This is a genomic window from Burkholderia sp. Bp8991, from assembly GCF_003853795.1.
Classification (GTDB): Bacteria; Pseudomonadota; Gammaproteobacteria; order Burkholderiales; family Burkholderiaceae; genus Burkholderia.
Genome location: NZ_QTQJ01000018.1, coordinates 1 through 24,697 on the forward strand (window position 1 = coordinate 1; position 24,697 = coordinate 24,697).

Genomic DNA, 24,697 nt, shown 5'->3' on the forward strand with positions numbered 1-24,697 from the left:
ACCACGTCGACGTACTCACAGCCGCCGTAGTAGCGCTTGCCCGGATAACCTTCCGCGTACTTGTTCGTGAGCTGCGAGCCCTGTGCGGCCATCACGGCCGGGCTCGTGTAGTTTTCCGACGCGATCAGCTCGATGTGATCTTCCTGGCGGCGGTTTTCCTGCTCGATCGCTGCAAAGAGTTCGGGATCGACGTTCGCGATGGTGCTTTGGGCTCTGTCAAACATACGGTTTCCGTTAAGTGTGTACAGGTTGACCGGGGCGGCCGAGTACATTGCGCTGCTGGCGGAACCAGCTCGACGTGGCGGAAGAATCCGTATGACGCGAGACGGGACAGCCACCGGCGATGCACGCAACGGCGCACAACGGCTGCCCAGGCGAACGGCAAAAACGGCGCCCCGCGCTTCACGGTGGGATGCTCCACCTTGAACCCGAAGGGTTCTATCGCCAGTCACGCAGGGGTGATGAGCGCGTTAGTTTATTGGATGCGTCATGAATAGGCAACCGCGCGGCAGCGGCCCCGAAACAATAAGGGCCAGATTTTACGCACCCGTGCCGACGCGCTTTGGCGCCTTGCCGCGGTGCGGCAATCTCAGTAGGCTTGCGGGATACTATCCGCTACTTTGTTACCGACCAGGAGCAGCAATGATCGTGTTCGTCACAGGCGCGTCCGCCGGCTTCGGCGCCGCAATCGCCCGAGCCTTCGTCAACGGCGGCCATCGCGTCGTCGCAACCGCGCGCCGCAAGGATCGTCTCGATGCGCTCGCGGCCGAACTCGGCGAGGCACTGCTGCCGCTCGAGCTCGACGTGCGCGACCGCGCCGCAGTAGAAGCCGTGCCGGCCGCCCTTCCCGCCGAATTCGCGGCGCTCGACGTGCTCGTCAACAACGCCGGTCTCGCGCTCGGTGTCGAGCCGGCCCACAAGGCCAGCCTCGACGAGTGGCAAACCATGATCGATACGAACTGCTCGGGCCTCGTGACCGTCACGCACGCGTTGCTGCCCGGCATGATCGAGCGCGGCCGCGGCCATATCTTCAACCTCGGTTCGGTGGCCGGCACCTATCCGTATCCGGGCGGGAACGTATACGGCGCAACCAAGGCTTTCGTCAGACAATTCAGCCTGAACCTGCGCGCCGACCTGATCGGCACGCCGTTGCGCGTAACCGACATCGAGCCGGGCCTCTGCGGCGGCACGGAATTCTCGAACGTCCGCTTCCGCGGCGACGATGCGAAGGCGGCGAACGTCTACCAGAACGTCCAGCCGCTCACGGCCGAGGACATCGCCGACACGATCTACTGGATCGCGACGCGCCCCGCGCACGTCAACATCAACACGATCGAGATGATGCCGGTCGCCCAGGCTCCGGCCGGCCTCACGATCCATCGCGGCTGACACGACGGGCGCAGCCGCGGGCCCGCCTCCGGCCGGCCCGCGGCATGCTGCGCCGTACTACATTCCGTTACGAATCGGTTACGAATCCGGCCTCGGCCTTCCGGTAAAATGCGCGCCATGACTCAGCCTACCCGCTCCCCGGACTCGCACTCCGGCTTCACCTGGCCGGTACGCGTGTACTACGAGGACACCGACGCAGGCGGCATCGTCTTCTATGCCAACTACCTGAAATTCTTCGAGCGCGCTCGCACCGAATGGCTGCGCGCGTGCGGCATCGACCAGCGTCGGCTCGCCGACGACACGGGCGCGATCTTCATCGTCCGCAGCACGACGCTCGACTACCGCGCTCCGGCGCGACTCGACGACACGCTGACGATCACGAGCCGGCCCGGACGCATCGGCCGCGCCTCGGTGGAATTCACGCAGGAAGCATGGCGTGGCGACACGCTGCTCGTCGCCGGACACATCCGCCTCGGCTGCGTCGAACAGATCGGCATCCGGCCCGCGGCGATCCCGCCGGTCGTGCTCGACGCGCTGCAACGCGGGCCCGTCATCGACGCCGGGCAGACTGCCGTACTGTCAACGAAGCTCGGATGAGCACCGTTTAGACAAGGCCCATGAACTTGCCTTCCTGAATCGATACTAAGCAAGGTTCGGCGCCAGGCCAGGCCGGCGCGCCGCGCCACACGCATACCGTGCGCCCTCGCCGGACACCCCCGAAGGGACGTTACTCAAACCTCTATGAACACTTCTCAAGACCTGTCGATCATTTCCCTCGTCCTCAACGCGAGCGTGCTGGCCCAGGCCGTGATGGGGCTGCTGTTGCTGCTGTCGCTGATGTCGTGGACCTTCATCTTCCGCAAGTGGTTCGCGATCCGCCGCGCACGCGCGCAGACCGAACGCTTCGAAAGGGATTTCTGGTCGGGCGGCGACCTGCAGGCGCTGTATCAGAGCGCGGCCAACAACCGTCACACGATCGGCGCGCTCGAGCGGATCTTCGAATCGGGGATGCGTGAATTCCTGAAGGCGAAGGAAAAGCGCATCAGCGACCCGGGCCTCGTGCTCGACGGGGCACGCCGCGCGATGCGCGCGTCGTTCCAGCGCGAAATGGACGTACTCGAAGCGAACCTCGCGTTCCTCGCGTCGGTCGGCTCGGTCAGCCCGTACATCGGCCTGTTCGGCACCGTCTGGGGGATCATGAACTCGTTCCGCGGCCTCGCGAACGTGCAGCAGGCGACGCTCGCGAACGTCGCACCGGGCATCGCCGAGGCACTCGTCGCCACCGCGATCGGCCTGTTCGCCGCGATTCCGGCGGTGGTCGCGTACAACCGCTACGCGCACGACATCGACCGCCTCGCGATCCGCTTCGAGACCTTCATCGAAGAGTTCTCGAACATCCTGCAGCGCCAGGCCCAGTAAGGAGCACGCCATGGCAGGAAGCCCCATTCGATCCAGCATGCGCGGCGGCCGCTCGCGCCGCGCGATGGCCGACATCAACGTCGTGCCGTACATCGACGTGATGCTGGTGCTGCTCGTGATCTTCATGGTCACGGCACCGCTCGTCGCCCCGTCGATCATCAATCTGCCGACCGTCGGCAACGCAGCACCGCAGGAACAGACGCCCCCCGTCGTCGTCAACATCAAGGCCGACCGCACGATGAGCGTCAAGTACAAGAGCGACGCCGGCGCGACGCAGGAAGACACGATGACCAAGGCCGAGCTCGACAGCTTCATCTCGGCCCGGCAGGCCGATCATCCCGACCAGCCCGTCGTGATCGCGGCCGACAAGACCGTGCAGTACGATGCGGTCATGACCGTGATGTCGGATCTGAAGGCGCGCGGCGTCAAGCGCGTCGGCCTCCTCGTCAAATCGCAATGAACCGGCAGCAATCCACGCGCGGCAACGCCTACCCGTCTCAGCCCCCGCGCGAGCGCGGCACCTGGCGCGCGTTCGCGCTCGCCGCGCTGATGCACGTGCTGCTCGCGCTGTTCCTCTATCACGGCGTGCAATGGCAGAACAGCACGCCGGCCGGCTCCGAGGCCGAGCTGTGGACCGAGGTACCCGACGTGCCCGCGCCGCGGCCCGTCGTCACGCCCGCGCCGCCCGCGAAGCTCGCACCGCCCCCTCCCCCGGTCCGGGACGAGCAGGCGGACATCGCGCTGCAGCAGAAGAAACGGCAGCAGGAAGCGGCCGCGCGCGAAGCGCTGCTCGAGCAGCAGCGCCGCGCGCAGCAACTGAAGGCCCAGCAAGAGGAAACCCGGCGCGAGCAGCTCGCGGCCCAGCAGGCTGCCGCGCTCGCCGCGCAGAAGGCCGCCGAGCGCGAACGGCAGAAGCAGGCGGACAAGCTCAAGCAACAACAGCTCGTGGAGCAGCAGAAGCTCGAACAACAGAAACTCCAGCAGCAGAAACAGCAGCAACAGAAGCAGGCGCAGCTGGAAGCGCAGCAGGCAGCGAAGGCCAGGGCCGACGCGGCCGCGAAGGCGAAGGCGGAAGCCCAGGCCAAGGCGAAGGCTGAAGCGACGGCGCGCGCGAAGGCCGACGCGGCAGCGAAGGCGAAGCTCGACCGTGAGCGCAACGCGCGCCTCGCGCAGATGCAGGGCATGTCCGGCGCCGGCGAAGGCGGCGGCGAGGGCCTCGCGAAAAGCGGCACCGGCACGGGCTCCGGCGGCAATGCCGCATCGCCCGGCTATCCCGACAAGGTGCGTCGCCGCGTGAAGCCGAACATCGTCTGGGGCGGCGAGCGCGCGGGCCTGACGACTGTGGTCGCGATCCGCTGCACGCCGTCGGGCGACGTGCTCAGTGTTTCGATCCGCCGTTCGAGCGGAAATTCGGGGTGGGATCAAGCCGTGGTCAATGCGATCCAGTCGTCGGTCCCATTGCCGCCCGATTCTAACGGTCGTACCCCGTCCGACATTACGATTACCTTCAAGGCGGCGGAGTGATCGCAAATGCGCTTACACTCCGTGCGTCGCTGCCGGACGGGAACGAATCGGGTATTTTTACTGTCTCTGCGGTTGCGCAGCGATCCAAGTCACATGGGAAGCAAGAAGCATGAGTTTGATGACGAAACTAGGTTTCAGGGCACTCGTGGCCTCGTGTCTGATTGCGGCCGGCGGCGCCGCTAACGCGCAGGTCAACGTGCTGATCACCGGCGTCGGTTCGACCCAGTTCCCCATCGCCACCGCGAACTTCGCGAACGAGGCAGGCCTGCCGCAGCAGGTCACGTCGATCGTCCGCTCCGACCTCGCCCGTAGCGGCAAATTCACCAACATCGACGCGGGCAGCACGCCCGTGCCCGAGACCGCATCGGTCGATCTCGGCGCATGGAAGGCCAAGGGCGCGAATGCGTTCGTCGCCGGCAGCGTGAACCGCGAAGCGAACGGCCAGTACAAGGTGAACTTCATCCTGTACGACACCGTGAAACAGCAAAGCCTCGGCGGCCTGTCGCTGACGGCCACCGACACCACGCTGCGCACGGCCGGCCACAAGATCGCCGACTACATCTACCAGAAGCTGCTCGGCGTGCGCGGCGTGTTCGCCACGCGCCTGTCGTACGTGATCAAGACGGGTAACCGCTACCAGCTGCAGATCTCGGATTCGGACGGCCAGAACCCGCGCATCGCGCTGTCGAGCACCGAGCCGATCATCTCGCCGTCGTGGTCGCCGAGCGGCACGAAGGTCGCGTACGTGTCGTTCGAGCGCAAGAAGCCGATCGTCTACATCCATGACCTGCCGACCGGCCGCCGCTACATCGTCTCCGACCAGAAGGGCAACAACAGCGCGCCGGCGTGGTCGCCGGACAGCAACACGCTGGCCGTTGCCCTGTCGCTGACGGGCAATACGCAAATCTATACGGTCAATGCAACCGGTGGCGGTCTGCGCCGGCTCACGCAGAGCAGCTCGATCGATACCGAGCCGTTCTACTCGCCGGACGGCCGCTGGATCTATTTCACGAGCGATCGCGGCGGCGCGCCGCAGATCTACCGGATGCCGGCGCAAGGCGAAAGCGCCGGCGCGGCACAACGCGTGACCTTCACCGGCAGCTACAACACCAGCCCGCGCATCAGCCCGGACGGCAAGCTGCTCGCCTACATCTCCCGCACGGGTGGGGGGTTCAAGCTGTACGTTCAGGATCTGCAATCCGGGGCGGCGAACGCCGTCACGAATACCAATCGCGACGAATCGCCGAGCTTCGCGGCAAACGGCCAGTACCTTCTCTACGCGACCCAGTCGGGTGGTCGTAACGTGCTGGCAGCAGTGCCCTCCGACGGCAGCGCGCCGCCGCAAATCCTGTCCGTCCAGGGCGGCTCCGTTCGTGAGCCGTCGTGGGGGCCCTTCATGCAATGACCACAAGGAGAGTAACCATGATGTCGAATAAAGCTCGTCTGGCCCTGGCCGTGATGATGATCAGCGCGCTCGCAGCGTGCAAGTCGGGTGTGAAGCTCGACGACAAGGCCAACGCGGGTGCGATGAGCACGCAGCCGAGCGCCGACAACGTCGCGCAAGTGAACGTCGATCCGCTGAACGATCCGAACAGCCCGCTCGCAAAGCGCAGCATCTACTTCGACTTCGACAGCTATTCGGTGAAGGACGAGTACCAGCCGCTGATGCAGCAACACGCTCAGTACCTGAAGAGCCATCCGCAGCGTCACGTGCTGATCCAGGGCAACACCGACGAGCGCGGCACGAGCGAGTACAACCTCGCGCTGGGCCAGAAGCGTGCGGAAGCTGTCCGCCGCGCGATGGCACTGCTCGGCGTGAACGACTCGCAGATGGAAGCCGTGAGCCTCGGTAAGGAAAAGCCGCAAGCAGCGGGTCACGACGAAGCATCGTGGGCGCAGAACCGTCGCGCCGACCTCGTCTACCAACAGTAAGTAACGGAAGAGTTGCCGTATGACGCACCGTGTATCCTGGCTGCGCATCGCCGCAGCGTTCTGCGTCGTCGGCGCGGCGTGGTCGGCCGCGCCGGCGCACGCCGGCATGTTCGACGACAACGAGGCGCGCCGCGCCGTGCTCGATCTGCGCAGCAAGAGCGACAACCTGTCCAGCCAGCTGTCGGCCGCCCAGCGTACGATCCTCGATCAATCCGGCCGTATCGACCAGCTGAACCAGCAGGTCGCGACGCTGCGCGGCGAGAACGAGGATCTGACGAATCGGCTGACGACGCTCGAGCGGCAGCAGAAGGAGTATTACCAGGATCTCGACACGCGGCTCAAGAAGTTCGAGCCGCAACAGGCGACGATCGATGGTGTCGAAGGCACCGTGCAGCCGGGTGAAACGGATGCGCTCAGCGCGGCGCAGCAGCAATTCCGCAACGGCAACTTCAAGGCGGCCGCGGCCTCGTTCCGCAGCTTCATCGCGAAGTACCCGCAGAGCCCGTACCAGCCGACTGCGCAGTACTGGCTCGGCAATGCGCAATACGCGCTGCGCGACTACCGCGGCTCGACCGCGACGTGGCAAGCGATCGTGAGCAAGTATCCGCAGCATCCGCGTGCGGCCGACGCGCTCGTCGCGATCGGGACGAACCAGCTCGAGCAAGGCCAGAAGGCGGCCGCGAAGAAGACGTTCGAGCAGGTCGTGTCGCAGTACGCCGGATCGAACGCTGCGCAGACCGCGCAGGGCAAGATCGAGAGCATCAAATAAATTACCGTGTCGAATTGTTGACAGCCCTTCAATTCGCCGATATAATCTTTTGCTCTTTGGGTCGTTGAGCAAGTTGTCAGCGCAACGGACCAACCGGTTTCAAGAACGTGGGGTGGTAACTCAGTTGGTTAGAGTATCTGACTTTTAATCAGAGAGTCGAGGGTTCGAGTCCCTCCCACCCTACCAACTATCTTTGATAGTGCAATAAAAGCCTCCCGAGTGGAGGCTTTTTTGCGTCTGCTTCCCGCAGTATTGCGCTCGGCATCTCGATGATGCTCGCGCCGCTTTCGACGAAGTCGATCGAACGGGGAGCCGGCGCGTGCCATGCGACACAGGCGGCCCGCTCGGGCGCCACGCTTCGCGTGGCGTCACCGTCACTCCTGAACGGTCGGCGCGGAATCCGCGTCGGTGAAGCGCGGCTTGGCGCGCTGCATGTCGCGCGTATTCTTCTGCACGGTCACCGCACCGAACGAACAGCACGAGCACGAACGACAAATCGCGTAGAAGCCCTTCTCGCTCGGTTGCAGCGTCGCATTGAAGAATGCCGACGACCAGCAGCGCGATCGCGATCAACAGCGCGACCCAGCCATTGGGTCTTGTTCGAAATCGTTTTCATCGGAATACATTTCGCGCATGGTAGCCGCGTTGCCGCACCACACGACGATCGCGCTGCCGGTCTTACGTGTCCCGCTGCGCGCGCCGCCAGCGCCCAGGCGTCGTGCCGAGCACCGCGCGAAACGCCTTGCCGAACGCCGCCTCGGACTGATAGCCGACCGCCTGCCCGATCTCCGCCTGGCCGCGCTGCGTGTCCTGCAGCAGCGCGCATGCATGCATCATCCGGATCTGCGCGACGAACGCGCCGACGCTCATCCCGGCCTTCTCGCGGAAATGCCGCGCATAGGTCGCGCGCGACATCGCGGATGCCGCGCCGAGCGATTCGACCGTCCACGCTTGCGCCGGCGCCTGCAGCACGGCCTGGACCGACGGGCCGAGCCGCGCATCGGCAGCCAGCGCGAGCCAGCCGGCCGGCACGCGCGCATCGCGGCCGTACGCACGCAACGCGTAGGCGAGCAATGCCTGCCCCAGCGCGTTCACGATCGCGCGCGCACCCGGCTGCGCGCTCGATGCCTCGGCACGCAGCACGCTCGTCAGCAGTTGCAGCGACGCGGGCCCCGACGCCGCGCGCAGCCCGACATGCAGCACCCGCGGTAACGTACGCATCAGCAATTCACCTGCGCCGCGCGCATAAATGAAGCGCCCGCAAAGCAGGTCGACGCTCGCATCGGCCGGATCCGCGGGATCGCGATTCGACTTGACCGGCAGCACCGCACCGCCGGCCACGCCCGGCTCGCGCAGCGACGCGACCGGCGGCCGCGCGCCACTACCGCCGACATCGGACAAATCGTGCGCGTCGCCCGCCGGCAGCAGCACGAAGTCGCCGTCGGCCAGCCGCAGCGTGCGCCCGTCGGCCGTGCGCAGCCGGCACGTTCCGGACAGCAGCAGGTGAAACGCCGCCTCGCCGGGCGGCAACGGATCGTGCGGCATCGCGAACGGGCCGTCGAGCAGGCAGCGCACGTCGAGCTCGACATGGCTGCGGCCCAGCGACAACAGTTGACTCAATGCGTCCATGAGACGTTTGCGCTAAAAATTGACACTCTAGCGTATCGAAACCCTCAGCGCGAACGCTCAGAATAAGTCCTGCATCGCCCGAGATCGCGGCATCCGCCGCCTGATCCACCTCTTCTCGAAAGGACGCATCATGCTGAACTGGAACGAATACCGGAAGGAACTCTCGACGCGCATCGGCGACATCGCGAAGCTCTCGCCCGACACGCTGGCCGGCTACAAGGCGCTGTCCGGCGCCGGCGCCAAGACAGGCCATCTCGACGCGAAGACGCGCGAACTGATCGCGCTCGCGGTGGCCGTCACGACACGCTGCGATGGCTGTATCGCGGTGCACACGGCTGAAGCCGCGAAGCATGGCGCAACCAAGGAGGAAGTGGCCGAGGCGCTCGGCGTCGCGATCGCGCTGAATGCGGGCGCGGCGCTCGTCTATTCGGCCCGCGTGATGGACGCGCTCGGCGAGTGACGCGCACCTGAAGGGTGCGGCGCCCGCCGCATCCTTCGCGGACGATCGCCGGCGCGGCCGGCCAGCCGGCGGACGCGCCGCGGTCGCGTACGCCGGCGCCGCGAAGTCGGCTACCATGCGCGAGAAGATTCATCGCGAAGGAGCGCTCCATGTGCCGCTGGCTCGCCTATACGGGTAATCCGATCCATCTCGAGACCGTCCTGTTTCGCGCGAAGCATTCGCTGATCGACCAGAGCCTGCATTCGGAGCTGGGCGCCACGACCACCAACGGCGACGGGTTCGGCATCGGCTGGTACGGCCGCCCCGAGGAACTGCCGTTCCGCTATCGGTCGGTGCATCCCGCATGGAACGACCGCAACCTGCGCGAAGCCGCGCGCGCGATCCGCTCGCGGATGTTCATCGCACATATCCGCGCGGCAACCGACACGCCCGTCCAGGAAACCAACTGCCATCCGTTCCGCCACGGCCGCTGGCTGTTCGCGCACAACGGGCTGATTCGCGATTTCCACAAGCTGCGCCGCGACCTGACGATGAAGGTCGACCCGGCACTGTTCCCGACGATCGAAGGGACGACCGACTCCGAGCTGATGTTCCGTCTCGCGCTGACCTTCGGCCTGGAGCAGACGCCGCTGCCGGCGCTCGAACGGATGGTCGGCATGGTCGAGGAAACCGCCGCGCGATACCGCGTTGCCGAGCCGCTCAACATGACGATCTGCGCGACGGACGGTGAGCGGATCATCGCGGTGCGCTACTCGAGCGAACGGCAATCGCGCTCGCTGTTCCACAGCACGTCGTTCAAGCATCTGCACGAACTCTATCCGCACAACCCGCGCATCGCGGAAGCGGGCGACGACGCGTTCATGGTCGTGTCGGAGCCGCTCGTCGACTTGCGCGGCGCATGGGAGGAAGTGCCGGAAAGCATGGCGATCGTCGCGCAGGGGGCGGATGTGCAGCAGCGGCCGTTCAATCCGCGGCATAAGTAGGTTGAAGCTGCGTTTCAACTCCTGCCGCCACGGCGAAATGTGTCCGAATCAAACCGGATTTAGCGAATAAACTGACAGGCGTGCCAACGACCACGGCGCCACCAGCCGTGACGGCAAAGCAAAGACACGGCAATACTAAATCACGACATAAAACGAGTGATTCGCACCGACTGAATCGAGCATGGTATAGTTATCGCCGATTTCAAGTATCGCAAAAACCATCACCGCATTCGACATCAACTCCCGCTTGCCGTTTCTTTGCTGCGGTTCGCGCAAATGTTTGCGCGAGATTGCATGTCTGATGAATTCCCCGCAAGAGCACGGGAAATCGTGATACCCCGTACGCAACCGGCACCGGCCGGGTCCCGCGGTATAGAGAATTAATAGTCTTTCAACGCAGACTGTCCGGTTGGCACATGCGTTGCCCCCGAGGAATATCCTAGAATATGCGTGCAATCCAGCCCGCCACGTCCGCCACGTCCGCCAGGCTCGCACGATTTCTTGATATTCTTCAACGCGCGTCAACCGAGGGCAGCGCGCGAACGAGAACAAGGCAGGATTCACTGCCATTAACGTAATGAGAGAGGCTACATGATATTGGTTACAGGTGGCGCCGGCTTTATCGGTGCCAACTTTGTGCTTGACTGGCTGCGTCAATCGGACGAATCGGTTCTGAACGTCGACAAATTGACCTATGCGGGCAATCTCGGAACGCTAAAATCGCTGCACGGAAACCCGAAGCACGTGTTCGCGCACGCCGATATCTGCGACCGTGCAGCACTCGACGCGCTGTTCGCGGAATACAAGCCTCGGGCGGTCCTGCATTTCGCTGCGGAAAGCCACGTCGATCGCTCGATTCACGGGCCGGCGGATTTTGTTCAGACCAATGTCGTCGGGACATTTACGCTGCTCGAAGCCGCGCGCCAGTACTGGAATACGCTGCCGGAGGCGGACAAGGCCGCATTCCGTTTTCTGCACGTTTCCACGGACGAGGTATTCGGTTCGCTGTCGCCTGCCGATCCGCAATTCTCCGAAACGACTCCGTACGCACCGAACAGCCCCTATTCGGCGACCAAGGCCGGTTCCGATCATCTCGTGCGCGCGTATCAGCATACGTACGGCCTGCCGACGCTGACCACGAACTGCTCGAACAACTATGGCCAGTACCAGTTCCCCGAGAAGCTCATTCCGCTGATGATCGCCAACGCGCTCGCCGGCAAGCCGCTGCCCGTGTATGGCGATGGCCAGAATGTACGAGACTGGCTGTATGTCGGCGACCACTGCAGTGCGATCCGCGAGGTACTCGCGCGCGGCCAGACCGGCGAAACGTACAACATCGGCGGGTGGAACGAGAAAACAAATCTCGAGGTCGTGCACACGCTGTGCGACCTGCTGGACGAACTGCGACCGAAATCGGCGGGCTCGTACCGCGACCAGATCACTTACGTGACCGACCGGCCGGGCCATGACCGACGCTACGCGATCGATGCGCGCAAGCTCGAGCGCGAACTCGGCTGGAAGCCCGCCGAAACGTTCGAAACCGGTCTCGCGAAAACGGTGCGCTGGTATCTCGACCATCAGGAATGGGTCGACGAAGTCGCTTCGGGCGAGTACCGCAAGTGGGTCGCAACGAACTACGCGCACCGCGCGTGAGGGGAACGGACATGGCGCGCAAGGGCATCATTCTCGCCGGCGGTTCCGGCACACGGCTCTATCCGATCACGCATTCGGTCTCGAAGCAGTTGCTTCCTGTCTACGACAAGCCGATGATCTATTACCCGCTGTCGACGCTGATGGTAGCGGGCATTCGCGACGTGCTGATCATCTCGACGCCGCAGGACACCCCGCGCTTCGAAGCCATGCTCGGCGACGGTAGCCAGTGGGGGATGAACATCCGGTATGCGGTGCAGCCGTCACCGGACGGTCTTGCGCAGGCGTTCGTCATCGGCCGCGAATTCGTGGGCAACGACCCGTCGGCGCTTATCCTCGGCGACAACATCTTCTATGGTCACGACCTGGCCAAGCAGCTCGAGCACGCAGACGCGCAGGACGCTGGCGCAACGGTGTTCGCCTATCACGTACACGATCCGGAGCGTTACGGCGTCGTCGAGTTCGACCAGCACTTCCGTGCCGTATCGATCGAAGAGAAGCCGGCCAAGCCGCGTTCGCACTACGCCGTGACCGGCCTCTACTTCTACGACAACCGCGTGTGCGACATCGCCGCCGACATCGAGCCGTCGCCGCGCGGCGAACTCGAAATCACCGACGTCAATTCCCGCTATCTCGCCGACGGCGCGTTGAACGTCGAGATCATGGGCCGCGGCTATGCATGGCTCGACACCGGCACCCACGATTCGCTGATCGAGGCCGCCAGCTTCATCGCGACGCTGCAGAAGCGGCAAGGTCTGGTCGTCGCCTGCCCCGAGGAGATCGCGTACCGCAGGCACTGGATCGATGCCGAACAGGTACAGAAGCTCGCGCAGCCGCTGTCGAAAAACGGCTACGGCAAATATTTGCTGAACATTCTTACGGATCAGGTTGCATGGCCATCACGGTAACTGCTACGGCGCTCCCCGAAGTCAAGATCGTCGAGCCGAAAGTATTCGGCGACGCGCGTGGCTATTTCTACGAGAGCTTCAACGGGCGCGAATTCTCGGCGCTCGTCGAGGCCGACGTCGAGTTCGTCCAGGACAACCACTCGCGTTCCGCGAAGGGTGTGCTGCGCGGGCTCCACTACCAGATCGAGCACGCGCAGGGCAAGCTCGTGCGCGTGGTCGAAGGTGAGGTGTTCGACGTCGCAGTCGACATCCGGCGCAGTTCGCCGAATTTCGGCAAATGGGTCGGTGTGACGCTGTCGGCCGACAACCATCGCCAGCTGTGGGTGCCGCCCGGCTTCGCGCACGGCTTCGTGGTGCTGTCGGAGTCCGCACAATTCCTCTACAAAACCACCGACTACTGGTTCCCGGAGCACGAGCGCAGCCTGCTGTGGAACGATCCGGAGATCGGCATCGAATGGCCGCTCGACGGCGAACCGCTGCTGGCCGCGAAAGACGCGGCGGGCAAGCGGCTCGCCGAAGCCGAGTGCTTCCAGTGAGGGCCGCCGTGCAAACGCCCGAACCGCGAACCATCCTGCTCACCGGAATCAACGGCCAGGTGGGATTCGAGCTGGCGCGCACGCTGCAAGGGCTCGGTAACGTGGTCGCGCTCGACCGCAACCGGCTCGACCTGTCGCGCCTCGACCAGGTGCGCGAGGTCGTGCGTGAAGTGAAGCCCGACCTGATCGTGAATCCGGCCGCGTACACGGCGGTGGATCAGGCGCAGACCGACGTCGCGCTTGCCACGCGCCTGAACGCCGAGGCGCCCGCGGTGCTGGCCGAAGAGGCGAAGCGCATCGGCGCGGCGCTGATTCACTACTCGACCGATTACGTCTTTGCCGGGACGAAGGACGGCCCGTACGTCGAGGACGATCCCGTCGATCCGCAAAACGTCTATGGCAAGACCAAGCTCGCGGGCGAACAGGCGATCGCGGCCGCCGGCTGCGCGCATCTGATCTTCCGCACGAGCTGGGTGTACGGTGCGCGCGGCAAGAACTTTCTGCTGACGATGCTGCGCCTGGGCGCCGAGCGCGACGAACTGAAGATCGTCGCGGACCAGATCGGTGCACCGACCTGGTCGAACACGATCGCAACGCTGACCGCCCATGTCGTCGCACAGGCCGCCGCCGCCGGCGCGGCCGGTCGGGAAGCATGGTGGAACGCGCATTCAGGCATCTATCACCTGTGCGCGGCGGGTTCGACTTCGTGGCACGGCTTCGCCGAGGCGATTTTCCGTCTCTCGAATCTACCAAGGAAGCCTGCGGTCATGCCGATTCCCGCCAGCGCCTATCCGACACCCGCCAGCCGCCCGGCCAATTCGCGGATGTCGAACGAGAAACTGGCCGAGCACTTCGGCGTGCGCGCGCCGCATTGGGAAGCTGCGCTCGAGCTGTGCATGAAAGAAATTTAACGCGCACCGTCAGCCGCGGCGCGTGAGCCGCATGCGGACCGAATCGAGTTCGGCGGGCAGCCGGCGCGAGCGCTGACGCGACCGCGTCAGCACGGCAAAGCCGAGCCGCTCGTACAGTTCGCGGGCACGTACATTCCGGGTCAGCACGTCGAGCACGATTTCTCGGCTGCGGTCGTCCGGCACCGCACCGGTCTCGAGCGCGTCGCGCAGCAGTGCGGTGAAGATGCCCGTGCCGCGCTGCCGCTCGTCCGTCGCACAATGCGCGATGAGGATCTGCGCACGTTTCGGCGCCGGAATCTCCGTTTCGAGCACCAGCCCGCGCAGCAACTGGCCGATCGCGCGGCGCACGCCGAAAAAGCGCGCCAGGGCCCACACGACGTGAAGGTCGTCGAACATCGTCCGGCGCCCGTCATGGATGGCCATCACGGCCTGTACCGTGCCGTCGGCGCCGACCGCGACCCGATGCCGGCGCCATGAGAACCGGCCGTGACGCGAGCGGAAAGCCTGTTGCAGGAACGCAATGCAGCGCGCGTCGCTTTCACCGAGGAAGAAGCCGAATTCGCCGACACCGGATGCGAACACGAGCGGCGCGCATGCCGCCGCATCGTCCGCGCAAGCGGCGCGAAACGGTGTCGACGCATCGGCATGCGGCGCGTCGAAGGATGGTGCGAGCGCCGCGGCGGGCATCACGTTGCCCGCCCCGCCAGGCGGGCCAGCACGGCGACGGTCCGGCTGATCTGCGCCGGCTCGTGCGTCGAGCAGATGAAGAAACGCAGGCGCGCGGCCTTCTCCTCGACGGCCGGATAGAAGATCGGCTGCACGTTGATCCCTTCGTCGAACATCGCGTTGGCCCACTGCGCGGCTTTCAGCGAACTGCCGGTGATCACCGGCACGACCGCATAGCCGGCGCTCGTGCCGGTGTCGAGCCCGGCGGCGCGCGCCTCGGTCAGGAACTGCCGGCCGCGTGCCTGCAATTGCGCCACCCGCTGCGGTTCGGCCTGCAGGCGTTCGAGCGCGGCCAGCGACGCTTCTGCGAGCGTCGGCGCGAGTCCGACGCTGTAGAGAAAGCCCGGCGCCAGATGGCGCAGCATGTCAACGAGCGGCTGGCAGCCGGCGATGAAACCACCGCAACCGGCCAGCGTCTTGCTCATCGTGCCCATCCACATGTCGACCTGGTCGGGTGCGACCGCGCAATGCTCGCGGATGCCCTTGCCCGTCGCACCGAGCACGCCGAGCGAATGCGCTTCGTCGACCAGCAGGAACGCGCCGTGGCGCGTCTTCACGTCGACGAAACGCTGCAGGTCCGGAAAATCGCCATCCATGCTGTACAGCCCTTCGATCGCGATCAGCACGTGCCGGTATTCGCGCCGCACGCGCGACAGCAGTACGTCGAGCGCCTGCCAGTCGTTGTGCGCGAAGCTCAACCGCTTCGCGCCGCTCAGCTGCGCGCCCTGCACGATGCTGTTGTGCGCGAGCGCGTCGTGGACGATCAGGTCGCCGGGGCCGAACAGCGCACCGATCACGGTCACGTTGGTCGCGTGGCCGCTCACGAACGCGACGCAATCGTCGGTCTCGTAGAACGCAGCCAGCGCGCGCTCGAGGTCGCGCTGCACCGGACGCTCGCCCGCGACCATCCGGCTCGCGGACGCCGACGTGCCATAGCGATCGATCGCGGCCTTCGCCCGCTCGGATACGGCCGGATCGCCGGCGAGACCGAGATAGTTGTAGTTCGCGAAGTTCACGTATTCGCGACCGCCGATTTGCGTGGTCGCGCCGGCGATGCCGTCATGCACGCGGAAGAACGGCGAGTCGACGCGCAGCTTCTCGCCCATCTCGCGCATGATCCTGACCTGCTGATACTGCGGCATCGATTCGAAACGGCTGCGCGCCGACGCGGCCGGTGCCGCCGGTGCCGCCGGTGCAGCGGGCACGCCGGGCGCCGCGACGGCTTCCGTCGCGCGCTCCAGCTGCCGTTTCAGGGCTTTCGCCGCCAGTTGCTGGCGAAGGTGTTCTCCGAGTGCCATGTCTTTGGTTCCGGGCAATCCGTGCGTTGCGTCCGCATTACGCGGACACGTCGACCCATTCGTACGCGTCGGGCGTACCTAGCAGCGCGCTGAGGAGTCTGTAGTTCATTTCGTGGGTGGGGCGATGTGCGATGACACGCCCGAGCAGCGGCGAACCCGCGAGCGCAAGGTCGCCGACGAGATCGAGCACGCGATGACGCACGAATTCGTCGGGCGCACGCAGCCCGCCGATCACGTGATTGCCGATGATCGACGCCGTGCACGACGGTCGTGCGCCACGCAGGATCGGCGTGCCCGTCAGATAACCGACCGCGATTGCCGGCACGGCCCACTTGATCCGTCCGTACGAACGCGACGACGAAATCTCGCTGGCAAACGTCCCCGGCGTGAGCTCGCCGTCCCACTGCATATCGCCGAACCCCTTGAGATCGTCGCGCACGCTGAATTCGTAGCGCTCGGCGGGCGCGACGCGCAATTCGCGCCGCGACGCACCTTCGCCGTCGGCCACGCTCACCGGTTTCAGCACCCGGAGGAAGCGCTTCGAACGCTGCAACTCGGCTCGGCCGCCGGCGGCGATCGCGTTGATCCAGGGCCGTGCGCTACCGTCGAGAATCGGCACTTCTTCCGCATCGAGTTCGACGATCGCGTGATCGATCTCACAGGTCAGCAGCGACGCGAGTAGGTGCTCGACCGTACGCACGCCCATGCCGTCGTCCGCTCGCAGCATCGTGCAGAGCGGTTGTGCACGACGCACCGCCGGGCCGGCGGCAAGCCTCCCCAGTTCATGCTCGCCGCGCATGCGGCGAAATACGATCCCGTGCCGTTCGGCCGACGGGGCTGCGGGCAGTATCCGCACCTGGACCCGGCGCCCGGTGTGCAGGCCATGTCCGGTCATCGTCACCGGGCGGGCGACCGTCCCTTCGCTGGCCCGCCATCCTTGCGGCGCTTTCACCCGGCATGCACCGGCGTCGATTTGCATGTTGCTGCCCTCTGGTTTTCGTGATCCTGATTGCGTGCGAGTGTCGCGCGCGCCTCGTCGCCCAGCCCATGCCTCGCGACCAGCGCATCGGCCAGCTCGTCCGCTGCCGCGACGTTCTCGTTGCCGCCCTGCGTATCGAGCAACTCGACGATGCGCTCGGCCAGCGTATGCACCGTCGCGCCTTCCGCGATCGCCATGATCGACAGCTTGACACCGAAGGTCTCCTCGACGGCCATGCCGAGCTCCATGCCCATCAGCGAGTCCATTCCGAGATCCAGCACCGACCGGCCGGCATCGACGCGCTCCGGCGACATGTGCAGAATCCGCGCGATCTGGCCGCGGAGCGCCGTCTCGACGAGCGCGACGGCCTCGGCCGCCGACAACGTTCGCAATTGCTCCAGCAACACGCGATCCTCGCTCGACGCCTCGGCCGCCCCACCCGTTTGCAATGCCGCGTAACGGTGCGCGTGTGCGGCCGGCATGCCGCGCGAGATGGCGCCCCAGTCGAGACGCACGACCGCTTCGCCGGCGCTCCCTTGCACAAGCGCGCGTTCGAGTGCGGCCATCGCCTCGTCCGACGTGATCGACGCACCGCCGATCCGCGACTGCAACGCCTCGCGCGTGTCGGCGTTGCGCGCGAGGAAACCGACGTCCTCGATCGGCCCCCATGCCATGAACATCGCCGGCAGCCCCGCCGCGCGACGATGTGCGACCAGCGCCTCGAGGAAGCCGTTGGCGGCCACATATGCACCCTGCCCCGGATTGCCGAGATAGGTCGTCGCTGATGAGTACACGACGAAGAAATCGAGCGCGCATCGCCGCGTCGCGCGATGCAGGTTCCATGCACCGGCCACCTTCGGTTCGAGCACGGCCGCAAAGCGCGCGTCATCGACGTTGCGCAGCAGACCGTCGTCGATCCGCATCGCCGAATGCAGCACACCCTTGAGCGGCGTCCCGCGACGCTCGATCTCGTCGATGAGGCTTTCCAGCGCTGCGCTGTCGGTCACGTCGCATCGTGCGACCGACACGTGCGCGCCGAGCGCGTCGCGCCAGCGATCGGCCTCCGCCTGCATCGCGGCGCCCAGTGCGCCACCGCGACTCGCGAGTGTCAGGTGCCGTGCGCCGCGCTCGATCATCCAGCGCGCGGTCGCGAAACCCAGCCCGCCGGTGCCCCCGACGATCAGGTACGCCGCCTGCGGGTCGAGCCGCAGGGTCGGCACCGCGACGCCGCGCGTCGGTACCGGCGTGCCCGACGGATAGGTGACCAGCACCTTGCCGATCTGGCGCGCCTGCTGCATGTAGCGGAACGCTTCCTCCGCACGCGCGGCCGGGAACGCGCGGTACGGCAGCGGATGCAGCACGCCGCCCGAGAACAGGTCCATCACTTCCTCGAACAGTCGCGTCGTCAGCGACGGCAGCACGCCCATCAGCTGATCGGCGTCGATGCCGAAATAGCTGATGTTGTTGCGGAACGGCCGCAGGCCGATCTGGCTGTTCTCGTAGAAGTCGCGCTTGCCAAGTTCGAGGAAACGGCCGAATGGACGCAGCGTATCGATGCTGCGCACCATCGCTTCGCCGGCGAGCGAATTGAGCACGATGTCGACACCTTCGCCGTGCGTGCGCGCGAGGATCTCGTCGGCGAACGCGAGGCTGCGCGAATCGAACACGCGGTCGACGCCGAGCAGGCGAATGAACTCGCGCTTCTCGTCGCTGCCGGCGGTCGCGAAGACTTCGGCGCCGAGATGCCGCGCGATCTGGATCGCCGCGATACCAACCCCGCCCGCACCGCCGTGCACGAGCACGCGCTCGCCGCGTCGCAGCCGCGCCAGTTCGCACAATGCGTAGTACGCGGTGAAGAATGTCGTCGGGACCGTGGCGGCCTCCTCGAACGACATCGTGTCGGGTTTGCGTGCAATCGCGGTTGCCCGCGTGACCACGCGCGTCGCAAACGATGCCGGCGCGAAACCCAGCACCGCATCGCCCGGCGCAAAACCGTCGACGTCCGGGCCGACCCGGGCGACGCGCCCCGACATTTCCATGCCGATCGTCGCTCCCGCGAAGCCCGTCTCGACGGCCTCGTCGGACAGCAGCCCCATCGCATACATCACGTCGCGGAAATTGAGCCCGGTCGCCATCGGCTCGATCTCGACCTCGCCGGCGGCGAGATCGTGTGCTGGCATCGCGAACCATTCGAGGTTGCGCAACGAACCCGGCATGTCGAATGCGAGCCGTGCTCCCGGGTGGTCCGATGCAGGTGGCAGCGCGTTGTCGCGCTCGGCCGCCTGTGCAGCCGGCAGCATGCGCGGCACGTAGCGGCCCTGCGGCGCCAGCAGCACTTCCTCTTCGCCATCGTCGCCGAGCAGTACCATCGCAAGCTGCAGCGCCGGTCGTTCGACGGCCTGATCGACGTCAATCAAACGGATCGGCAGCGTCGGATACTCGTTCGCCATCACGCGGCCGAGGCCCCATAACGTTCCATGTTCGGGATGTGACGACGTACCGGCAGCAAACAACGCACCGCCGCGCGTCACGACGCACAGCCGACCGCGCGCCGTCGCGCCGGCTGCCTCGAGATCGCGCACGAGCGACGCCAGCGCGAGTGCGCCGCCGTGCTGCGCGCGCATCACGGCCGCACCGTCGGCCGTGTCGAGCGATGCAAGCGGCGCCACGAACACGACATGCGCCGGATGCTCGGCCGGCTGACGCGCCGACCATCCAGCGGCGTCGCGCACTCCTGTCGACTCGACGCGGCAACCCAGTCGCTCGAGTTCGCCCGCCAGGGCGATGCCGAACGCATCGTCATTCTCCTGAACGATCAGCCAGTGCGCGCCACCACGCTCCGCCATGCACCGCATACGATCCTCGTCCCGCGATGCACCGGCCGTTTGCTGGTCGGCAACCGGCTTGCGCGCGACGACGAACGTCGGCATGCCCTCGAGATCGAGGCCTTGTTCGGTATCGCGCACCACGTCGACCAGTCCGGCGCGTTCGCACATCGACTCGATCGCGGCGGGCGCCAGCGCGCCGTAAGTACCGGCGGCAACTTCGCCACCGGCCGTGCCGAACACGATGTCGGAGAACCGGCTGCGTCGCGCCTCGGCGACGACGACGAGCCCGCCCGGTGCGAGCCGTTCGGTGATCGCCGTCAGCGCGGCGAGCGGATCCGGGTGATCGCCCAGCATCCGGTTGACGATCACGACGTCGAACGGCGTCGTATCGCAACATTGCGCGAACAACGGCGCGTCGGTCGCAAACGCCAGCGTTCGTACCTGCGCGTGCGCTTCTGCATCGAACCCGGCGAGCTGCTGCTGCGTACCTGCCAGCAGGTATTCGCAGCGACCGGCCGGCACGTCAACGTCGAGCGGTTGCAGCACGTCGCCGCTCGCGGCACCGATCTCCAGCACACGCAAGCGCCGTGCATCCGGCCACGCTGCGATCGCCTGCGTCACGCAGGCGGCGAGCAGCGCACGCGCATGCGCCCAGGTCGGCGAGGCATCGAAGAACTGCTCGACCAGACTGCGCCCGGTCGACGACAGCAGCGCGCCCTCGGACGACGCGTCGCTCAGCACGCGCGGCAACGCCGCGCCGACGTGCACCAGCAACGTCAGTTCGGCGACATGTGCCGGCGATGCCGCCAGCACGTCGCGCCACAGCGCGTCGCGCGCGGGCATCGCCGCGCAGGCTTCGTCATCGCGAACCAGACGATCGCCGTCGAAACGGGCCAGCCCGTCCTCGACGACGATCTCCGCCAGTCGCGCGACCTGTTGCGGGTGCGTGCCCATCGGCAGCGCCGGCTGGGCGAAGACGCCAAGCGCATCCAGTGCGTCGAGCGCATGCAGACCGGCGAGCACGTCGAGCAGCGGCAGCATTTCGGTCAGATGCTGCGTGCGGCGCGCGTGGTCTTCGCGCGCCGCGACATGCGCGTTCGCACGCTCGACGAGCATACCCGGCTGTGGCAGTGCCGCGGCCGTGTAACCGCCCGGCAGCGGCCGCGCCTCGAGCACGTAGGCAAAGCGCGCCGGCGCGCCGTGACGGCGCCCGGCCAGATCGACGCGACGGAAGCGGCACGCGGCAAGGCGCGCGACGATCCTGCCGTCGGCATCGATGAATTCGAACGATGCGACGATCGAATGCGGGCTGCGGCGGTGAATGCGCGCCAGCACGCGACGAATCGATTCGCCGCTCAGGAAATCGACGCGGCCGATCTGGACCGGAACAAATGCCGCATGCGCATCGTCCGGTGCGGCGCCGGCCTGCCCCAGCACCGCGAACAGCGGATGGAAACCGCTGTCCATCAGCGCGGGATGCAGCAGATAGTCCGACCGCGCACACGCGTCGGCCAGGGCCGTCGGCACCTCAAGCTCGGCAAGCGCCTCGTCGCCCGACACGCACAGCGACCGCACCCAGCGGAACGCTGGGCCGTAGCTGAGGCCGATCGCCGCCGTGCCCGCATACAGCGCGTCGCCGGATAGCGCCGGACGCGATTGCAGCCGGGCGATCACGGACGCCTCCGGCATGCTGTCCGCATCGAGCGTATTGCCGCTTTCGAGCAGGCGCCCCGTCACGTTCAGGTTCCACGGGCCGTCCGTCATCCGGTCGCGCGTCTCGATCGTAAACGACGCGGTGCGCACGTCGATCGCGAACCGGAACAACTTCGCGTGCTGCGGCTGGAACACGACCGGCATGCGGATCTCGACGTTCTCGATGGCCACATCCGGCGTCCCGAAGAACGTGCGCGCCGCCGCGAGCGCCATTTCGACATAACCGGCACCGGGGAACGCGACGCCACCGTCGACGACGTGATCGGCGAGCATCGCCACGCGCTGCGGATCGAGCTGGTTCTCCCAGGCGAACGCATGCTCGTGCAGGCGATAGCCGAGCAGCGGATGATCGACGCGGCGGTTCACGAGCCCGTAACCCTCGACGCTCGGCACCAGCCAGTAACGCTCACGCTGCCACGGATAGGTCGGCAGAGCGGCGTGCGGCGCGTCGGGCACGAAGCGGTCGAGATCGACGCGCGCGCCTTGCGCAACCGCCGACAGGATCGAATGGGCGAGCATCTCCGCGCTATCGTGCTGGCGCTTGAGCGTCGGCACGACGACGCCAGGCGCAACGCGCGCCGCAAGCGTCTGCTTCACGTAGGTGCGCAGGATCGAGTGCGGCGCGATCTCGACGAACACGCGCACGCGATCGTCGGCCAGGCGGGAAATTGCGTCGCCGAAACGCACCGGCTCGCGAATGTTGCGCCACCAGTAGCCCGCGTCGAGCGCGGTGCCCGGCAGCGTGTCGCCGGTCACCGTCGACACGAATCGCGTATGCGTCTCGCGCGGCGCGAGATCGGCCAGCCCGTCGCGCACGACCGGCTCGATCGCGTCCATGCGGCTGCTGTGGAACGCGTAGTCAAGGTCGAGCATCTGGTAGAAATGGCCCGCGTCCGCAAGCGCCGCGCCGAGCGCGTCGAGCGCCGCTTGCGAACCCGCGAGCGTGACCGAGTCGGGGCTGTTGGCACCCGCGATTTCGATCGCTGCGGCGAGATCGAGACGCGCGATCCAGTCGCGCGCCGCGGCTTCGCCGATGCCGGCCGCCGCCATCCTGCCTGCGCCACGCGTGAGACCCTGTGCCCCGCTGCGGATCCGGATCACGCGCACGGCTTCAACGAGCGTGAGTGCGCCCGACGCCCAGGCCGCGGCGATCTCGCCGACACTGTGGCCGACTGCCGCGTCGAAGCGGATGCCGCGCGCGGTCAGCACACGCGTGATGCCGACCTGCATCGCGAACAACAGCGGCTGCGCGTTCTCGGTCGCGGCAAGCCATGCGGCGTCGACACCTTCGCACATGACTTCGACGAGCGACGCGTTGCCGTCTGCACGCCAGAGCGCATCAACTTCGTCGAGTGCCGCGCGAAACACGGCGTCCTCGCCATAGAGCCGCTTGCCCATCCCGGCCCATTGACTGCCGTTGCCCGCATAGACGAACGCGACCGGCGCGTCGCCTTCGACGGCCTGCCCCTGCACCGCGCACGCCGGCAGCCCGCGCGCCGACGGCTCGGCAAGTGCGGCGAGCGCGGCCAGCCCTTCGGCCCGATCTGCCGGCGCGATGACCGCGCGATGCTCGAGCCACTGGCGACGCCGTGCGGCGGCGGCCGCGAGTGCGGCCCAGTCGGCACCCGACTGCAGACGTGCGAGATAGCGCGCAGCGACGGCCGCCAGCGCAACCGGTGAACGTGCGGTGAGGACGAGCGGCGGCAACGGTGCATCGATCCTTGCCGCCGACTGTGCGGTGGGCGCGGGTGCCGCTGCTTCGGTGATGACGACGTGCGCATTCGTGCCGCCAAAGCCGAACGAGTTGATGCCGATCGTCAGCGGTGCTTCGCCGCGCTCGAGCGGCGTGAATCGATCGACCACGCGCAAGCGGCCGCCATCGAAATCAATGCCGGGATTCGGCGTATCGAAATGCAGCGAGCGCGGCACCGCACGATGCTTCAGGCACAGCACCGCCTTCAGCAGGCCTGCCATTCCCGATGCCGTTTCGAGGTGCCCGATATTGGTCTTGACCGAACCGATCAGCAGCGGATCGGATTCGGGCCGGCCGCCCGACACCGCATCGATCAACGCACGCGCCTCGATCGGATCGCCGACCGCCGTGCCCGTTCCGTGTGCCTCGAGATACGCGAGCGTGCGCGGATCGATGCCAGCGCGCCGATACACGGCGCGCAGCAGGTCCGCCTGCGTCGCCGCGGCCGGCACGTTGATGCCGCCATGCGAATGGCCATCCGAATTCACGCCCGATCCGGCGATGACCGCGTGGATCGTATCGCCGTCGGCCAGCGCCTGATCGAGCGGCTTGAGCAGCACGAACGCACCGCCCTCGGCACGCACGTAGCCGTCGCCGGTCGCGTCGAACGCACGGCAGCGGCCGCGCGGCGACAGCATCGACGCCTTCGAGAAACTGACGAATCCGAACGGGTGCAGCAGCAGGTTCACGCCGCCGGCCAGCGCCATCGCGGTCTCGCCCGACTGCAGCGCCCGGACCGCCTGATGGAGCGCGACGAGCGAAGATGAGCATGCGGTGTCGACCGACATGCTCGGGCCGCGCAGGTCGAACAGGTAGGACACGCGGTTCGACGCAATGCTGAGCGTGTTGCCGGTTGCCGAATACGGATCGATCGTGTTCATGTCGTCCATATTGCGGTTGCCGTAATCCATGCCCGCCACACCGACGAACACGCCGCAGTCGCGGCCGCGCATCGCAGCCGGACGCACGCCGGCGTCCTCGAACGCCTCCCACGCGAGTTCGAGCAGCAGCCGCTGCTGCGGATCCATTTGCGCGGCCTCGCGCGGCGAGATGCCGAAGAATTCGGCGTCGAAGCCCGCGACGTCATCGACGACGCCCGCGGCGAACGTGTAGCTCTTTCCCGGCTCGCGCTTCGACGGGTGCTGGTAGAACGCCGTACCGAAACGGTCCGGTGGGATGGCGGTCACGGCATCGCGTTCGTCACACAGCAGTTGCCAGAAGTCGTCCGGTCCCTCGACCCCACCGGGAAAGCGGCACGCTATCCCAATAATTGCAATTCGTTTTTCCATC

At 66.5% G+C, this 24,697-nt stretch carries 20 protein-coding genes, 1 tRNA gene, 1 pseudogene and 1 riboswitch; of the genes and pseudogenes, 15 read left to right on the plus strand and 7 right to left on the minus strand.

Features of this window, described 5'->3' with window-relative positions:
• Positions 1 to 224 (minus strand): annotated as a pseudogene (gene glyA / locus DIE02_RS20700) (serine hydroxymethyltransferase); the annotation flags it as partial.
• 137 nt (positions 225 to 361) lie between these two features.
• Positions 362 to 462, minus strand: a riboswitch (ZMP/ZTP riboswitch).
• 180 nt (positions 463 to 642) lie between these two features.
• Between glyA and DIE02_RS20710 the strand changes: the two are divergent.
• The 9 genes from DIE02_RS20710 (at position 643) to DIE02_RS20750 (ending at position 7,219) form a co-directional block, all read left to right on the plus strand.
• On the plus strand, positions 643 to 1,389 hold the full coding sequence (locus DIE02_RS20710) for an SDR family NAD(P)-dependent oxidoreductase (RefSeq protein WP_044844094.1): 747 nt from the start codon (positions 643 to 645) through the stop codon (positions 1,387 to 1,389).
• Positions 1,390 to 1,497: 108 nt separating this feature from the next.
• Positions 1,498 to 1,986: a tol-pal system-associated acyl-CoA thioesterase gene (ybgC, locus tag DIE02_RS20715; RefSeq protein WP_124487920.1), complete on the plus strand. Its 489-nt coding sequence runs from the start codon at positions 1,498 to 1,500 to the stop codon at positions 1,984 to 1,986.
• 144 nt (positions 1,987 to 2,130) lie between these two features.
• Positions 2,131 to 2,808 carry a protein TolQ gene (gene tolQ, locus DIE02_RS20720; RefSeq protein WP_010091489.1) on the plus strand — a complete coding sequence of 226 codons (678 nt, stop codon included), beginning with the start codon at positions 2,131 to 2,133 and terminating at the stop codon, positions 2,806 to 2,808.
• A gap of 10 nt (positions 2,809 to 2,818) precedes the next feature.
• Entirely contained in the window at positions 2,819 to 3,268 is a 450-nt protein-coding gene (gene tolR, locus DIE02_RS20725; RefSeq protein ID WP_124487921.1) for a protein TolR, read from the plus strand.
• Positions 3,265 to 4,332, plus strand: coding sequence for a cell envelope integrity protein TolA (tolA, locus tag DIE02_RS20730; RefSeq protein WP_044844091.1), 1,068 nt, complete (start codon positions 3,265 to 3,267; stop codon positions 4,330 to 4,332). Before tolR ends, tolA begins: the two co-directional genes overlap by 4 nt.
• A gap of 109 nt (positions 4,333 to 4,441) precedes the next feature.
• Complete coding sequence (gene tolB / locus DIE02_RS20735; protein WP_124487922.1) at positions 4,442 to 5,737, plus strand: Tol-Pal system beta propeller repeat protein TolB; 1,296 nt, start codon at positions 4,442 to 4,444, stop codon at positions 5,735 to 5,737.
• 17 nt (positions 5,738 to 5,754) lie between these two features.
• Positions 5,755 to 6,264: a peptidoglycan-associated lipoprotein Pal gene (gene pal / locus DIE02_RS20740; RefSeq protein WP_044844089.1), complete on the plus strand. Its 510-nt coding sequence runs from the start codon at positions 5,755 to 5,757 to the stop codon at positions 6,262 to 6,264.
• A 19-nt stretch (positions 6,265 to 6,283) separates the two neighbouring features.
• Positions 6,284 to 7,033 (plus strand): tol-pal system protein YbgF, encoded by a 750-nt coding sequence (ybgF, locus tag DIE02_RS20745; RefSeq protein WP_124487923.1) that lies wholly within the window; start codon positions 6,284 to 6,286, stop codon positions 7,031 to 7,033.
• 109 nt (positions 7,034 to 7,142) lie between these two features.
• Positions 7,143 to 7,219: transfer RNA gene (locus tag DIE02_RS20750), tRNA-Lys, on the plus strand.
• 188 nt (positions 7,220 to 7,407) lie between these two features.
• Here the strand turns inward: DIE02_RS20750 and DIE02_RS36345 are convergent.
• Together DIE02_RS36345 and DIE02_RS20760 are read right to left on the minus strand one after the other, a co-directional pair.
• A complete protein-coding gene (locus DIE02_RS36345; protein ID WP_409364371.1) occupies positions 7,408 to 7,560 on the minus strand; it encodes a hypothetical protein in 153 nt (50 codons plus the stop codon).
• 151 nt (positions 7,561 to 7,711) lie between these two features.
• On the minus strand, positions 7,712 to 8,662 hold the full coding sequence (locus DIE02_RS20760) for an AraC family transcriptional regulator (RefSeq protein WP_124529692.1): 951 nt from the start codon (positions 8,660 to 8,662) through the stop codon (positions 7,712 to 7,714).
• 130 nt (positions 8,663 to 8,792) lie between these two features.
• Here DIE02_RS20760 and DIE02_RS20765 point away from each other — a divergent pair, with 130 nt between their 5' ends.
• The 6 genes from DIE02_RS20765 (at position 8,793) to rfbD (ending at position 14,110) form a co-directional block, all read left to right on the plus strand.
• Positions 8,793 to 9,122 carry a carboxymuconolactone decarboxylase family protein gene (locus tag DIE02_RS20765; protein WP_057926191.1) on the plus strand — a complete coding sequence of 110 codons (330 nt, stop codon included), beginning with the start codon at positions 8,793 to 8,795 and terminating at the stop codon, positions 9,120 to 9,122.
• A gap of 149 nt (positions 9,123 to 9,271) precedes the next feature.
• Positions 9,272 to 10,105 (plus strand): class II glutamine amidotransferase, encoded by an 834-nt coding sequence (locus DIE02_RS20770; RefSeq protein ID WP_044844085.1) that lies wholly within the window; start codon positions 9,272 to 9,274, stop codon positions 10,103 to 10,105.
• Between the two features lie 591 nt (positions 10,106 to 10,696).
• Positions 10,697 to 11,758 carry a dTDP-glucose 4,6-dehydratase gene (gene rfbB / locus DIE02_RS20775; RefSeq protein ID WP_124487933.1) on the plus strand — a complete coding sequence of 354 codons (1,062 nt, stop codon included), beginning with the start codon at positions 10,697 to 10,699 and terminating at the stop codon, positions 11,756 to 11,758.
• An 11-nt stretch (positions 11,759 to 11,769) separates the two neighbouring features.
• The gene (gene rfbA, locus DIE02_RS20780) at positions 11,770 to 12,663 is read left to right on the plus strand and encodes a glucose-1-phosphate thymidylyltransferase RfbA (protein WP_044844083.1); all 894 of its coding nucleotides are present in this window, start codon (positions 11,770 to 11,772) and stop codon (positions 12,661 to 12,663) included.
• The gene (gene rfbC / locus DIE02_RS20785) at positions 12,648 to 13,199 is read left to right on the plus strand and encodes a dTDP-4-dehydrorhamnose 3,5-epimerase (protein WP_124529694.1); all 552 of its coding nucleotides are present in this window, start codon (positions 12,648 to 12,650) and stop codon (positions 13,197 to 13,199) included. The genes rfbA and rfbC overlap by 16 nt, the downstream gene beginning before the upstream one ends.
• An 8-nt stretch (positions 13,200 to 13,207) precedes the next feature.
• On the plus strand, positions 13,208 to 14,110 hold the full coding sequence (gene rfbD / locus DIE02_RS20790) for a dTDP-4-dehydrorhamnose reductase (protein WP_124529696.1): 903 nt from the start codon (positions 13,208 to 13,210) through the stop codon (positions 14,108 to 14,110).
• A 9-nt stretch (positions 14,111 to 14,119) separates the two neighbouring features.
• On the opposite strand, the gene DIE02_RS20795 is transcribed toward rfbD, so the two are convergent.
• From DIE02_RS20795 to DIE02_RS20810, 4 genes are read right to left on the minus strand one after another with little or no spacing between them, the layout of a single operon-like run.
• Positions 14,120 to 14,797, minus strand: a complete 678-nt coding sequence (locus DIE02_RS20795) for an N-acetyltransferase (protein ID WP_124529764.1) — start codon at positions 14,795 to 14,797, stop codon at positions 14,120 to 14,122.
• Positions 14,797 to 16,134: an aminotransferase class I/II-fold pyridoxal phosphate-dependent enzyme gene (locus DIE02_RS20800; protein ID WP_124529698.1), complete on the minus strand. Its 1,338-nt coding sequence runs from the start codon at positions 16,132 to 16,134 to the stop codon at positions 14,797 to 14,799. The genes DIE02_RS20795 and DIE02_RS20800 overlap by 1 nt, the downstream gene beginning before the upstream one ends.
• A gap of 37 nt (positions 16,135 to 16,171) precedes the next feature.
• A complete protein-coding gene (locus tag DIE02_RS20805; RefSeq protein ID WP_124529766.1) occupies positions 16,172 to 17,086 on the minus strand; it encodes a UDP-3-O-acyl N-acetylglycosamine deacetylase in 915 nt (304 codons plus the stop codon).
• Positions 17,083 to 24,696 carry a type I polyketide synthase gene (locus tag DIE02_RS20810; RefSeq protein ID WP_124529700.1) on the minus strand — a complete coding sequence of 2,538 codons (7,614 nt, stop codon included), beginning with the start codon at positions 24,694 to 24,696 and terminating at the stop codon, positions 17,083 to 17,085. Before DIE02_RS20810 ends, DIE02_RS20805 begins: the two co-directional genes overlap by 4 nt.
• Position 24,697 lies beyond the last annotated feature (1 nt).

Coding starts and splice junctions, on each gene's coding strand:
- tolB (WP_124487922.1), top strand. CDS start 4,442: ATGAGTTTGATGACGAAACTAGGTTTCAGGGCACTCGTGGCCTCGTGT.
- ybgC (WP_124487920.1), top strand. CDS start 1,498: ATGCGCGCCATGACTCAGCCTACCCGCTCCCCGGACTCGCACTCCGGC.
- pal (WP_044844089.1), top strand. CDS start 5,755: ATGATGTCGAATAAAGCTCGTCTGGCCCTGGCCGTGATGATGATCAGC.
- DIE02_RS20770 (WP_044844085.1), top strand. CDS start 9,272: ATGTGCCGCTGGCTCGCCTATACGGGTAATCCGATCCATCTCGAGACC.
- tolQ (WP_010091489.1), top strand. CDS start 2,131: ATGAACACTTCTCAAGACCTGTCGATCATTTCCCTCGTCCTCAACGCG.
- DIE02_RS20800 (WP_124529698.1), bottom strand. CDS start 16,134: ATGGCACTCGGAGAACACCTTCGCCAGCAACTGGCGGCGAAAGCCCTG.
- DIE02_RS20710 (WP_044844094.1), top strand. CDS start 643: ATGATCGTGTTCGTCACAGGCGCGTCCGCCGGCTTCGGCGCCGCAATC.
- rfbA (WP_044844083.1), top strand. CDS start 11,770: ATGGCGCGCAAGGGCATCATTCTCGCCGGCGGTTCCGGCACACGGCTC.
- DIE02_RS20760 (WP_124529692.1), bottom strand. CDS start 8,662: ATGGACGCATTGAGTCAACTGTTGTCGCTGGGCCGCAGCCATGTCGAG.
- ybgF (WP_124487923.1), top strand. CDS start 6,284: ATGACGCACCGTGTATCCTGGCTGCGCATCGCCGCAGCGTTCTGCGTC.
- rfbC (WP_124529694.1), top strand. CDS start 12,648: ATGGCCATCACGGTAACTGCTACGGCGCTCCCCGAAGTCAAGATCGTC.
- tolR (WP_124487921.1), top strand. CDS start 2,819: ATGGCAGGAAGCCCCATTCGATCCAGCATGCGCGGCGGCCGCTCGCGC.
- rfbB (WP_124487933.1), top strand. CDS start 10,697: ATGATATTGGTTACAGGTGGCGCCGGCTTTATCGGTGCCAACTTTGTG.
- DIE02_RS20810 (WP_124529700.1), bottom strand. CDS start 24,696: ATGGAAAAACGAATTGCAATTATTGGGATAGCGTGCCGCTTTCCCGGT.
- DIE02_RS20795 (WP_124529764.1), bottom strand. CDS start 14,797: ATGCCCGCCGCGGCGCTCGCACCATCCTTCGACGCGCCGCATGCCGAT.
- DIE02_RS20765 (WP_057926191.1), top strand. CDS start 8,793: ATGCTGAACTGGAACGAATACCGGAAGGAACTCTCGACGCGCATCGGC.
- tolA (WP_044844091.1), top strand. CDS start 3,265: ATGAACCGGCAGCAATCCACGCGCGGCAACGCCTACCCGTCTCAGCCC.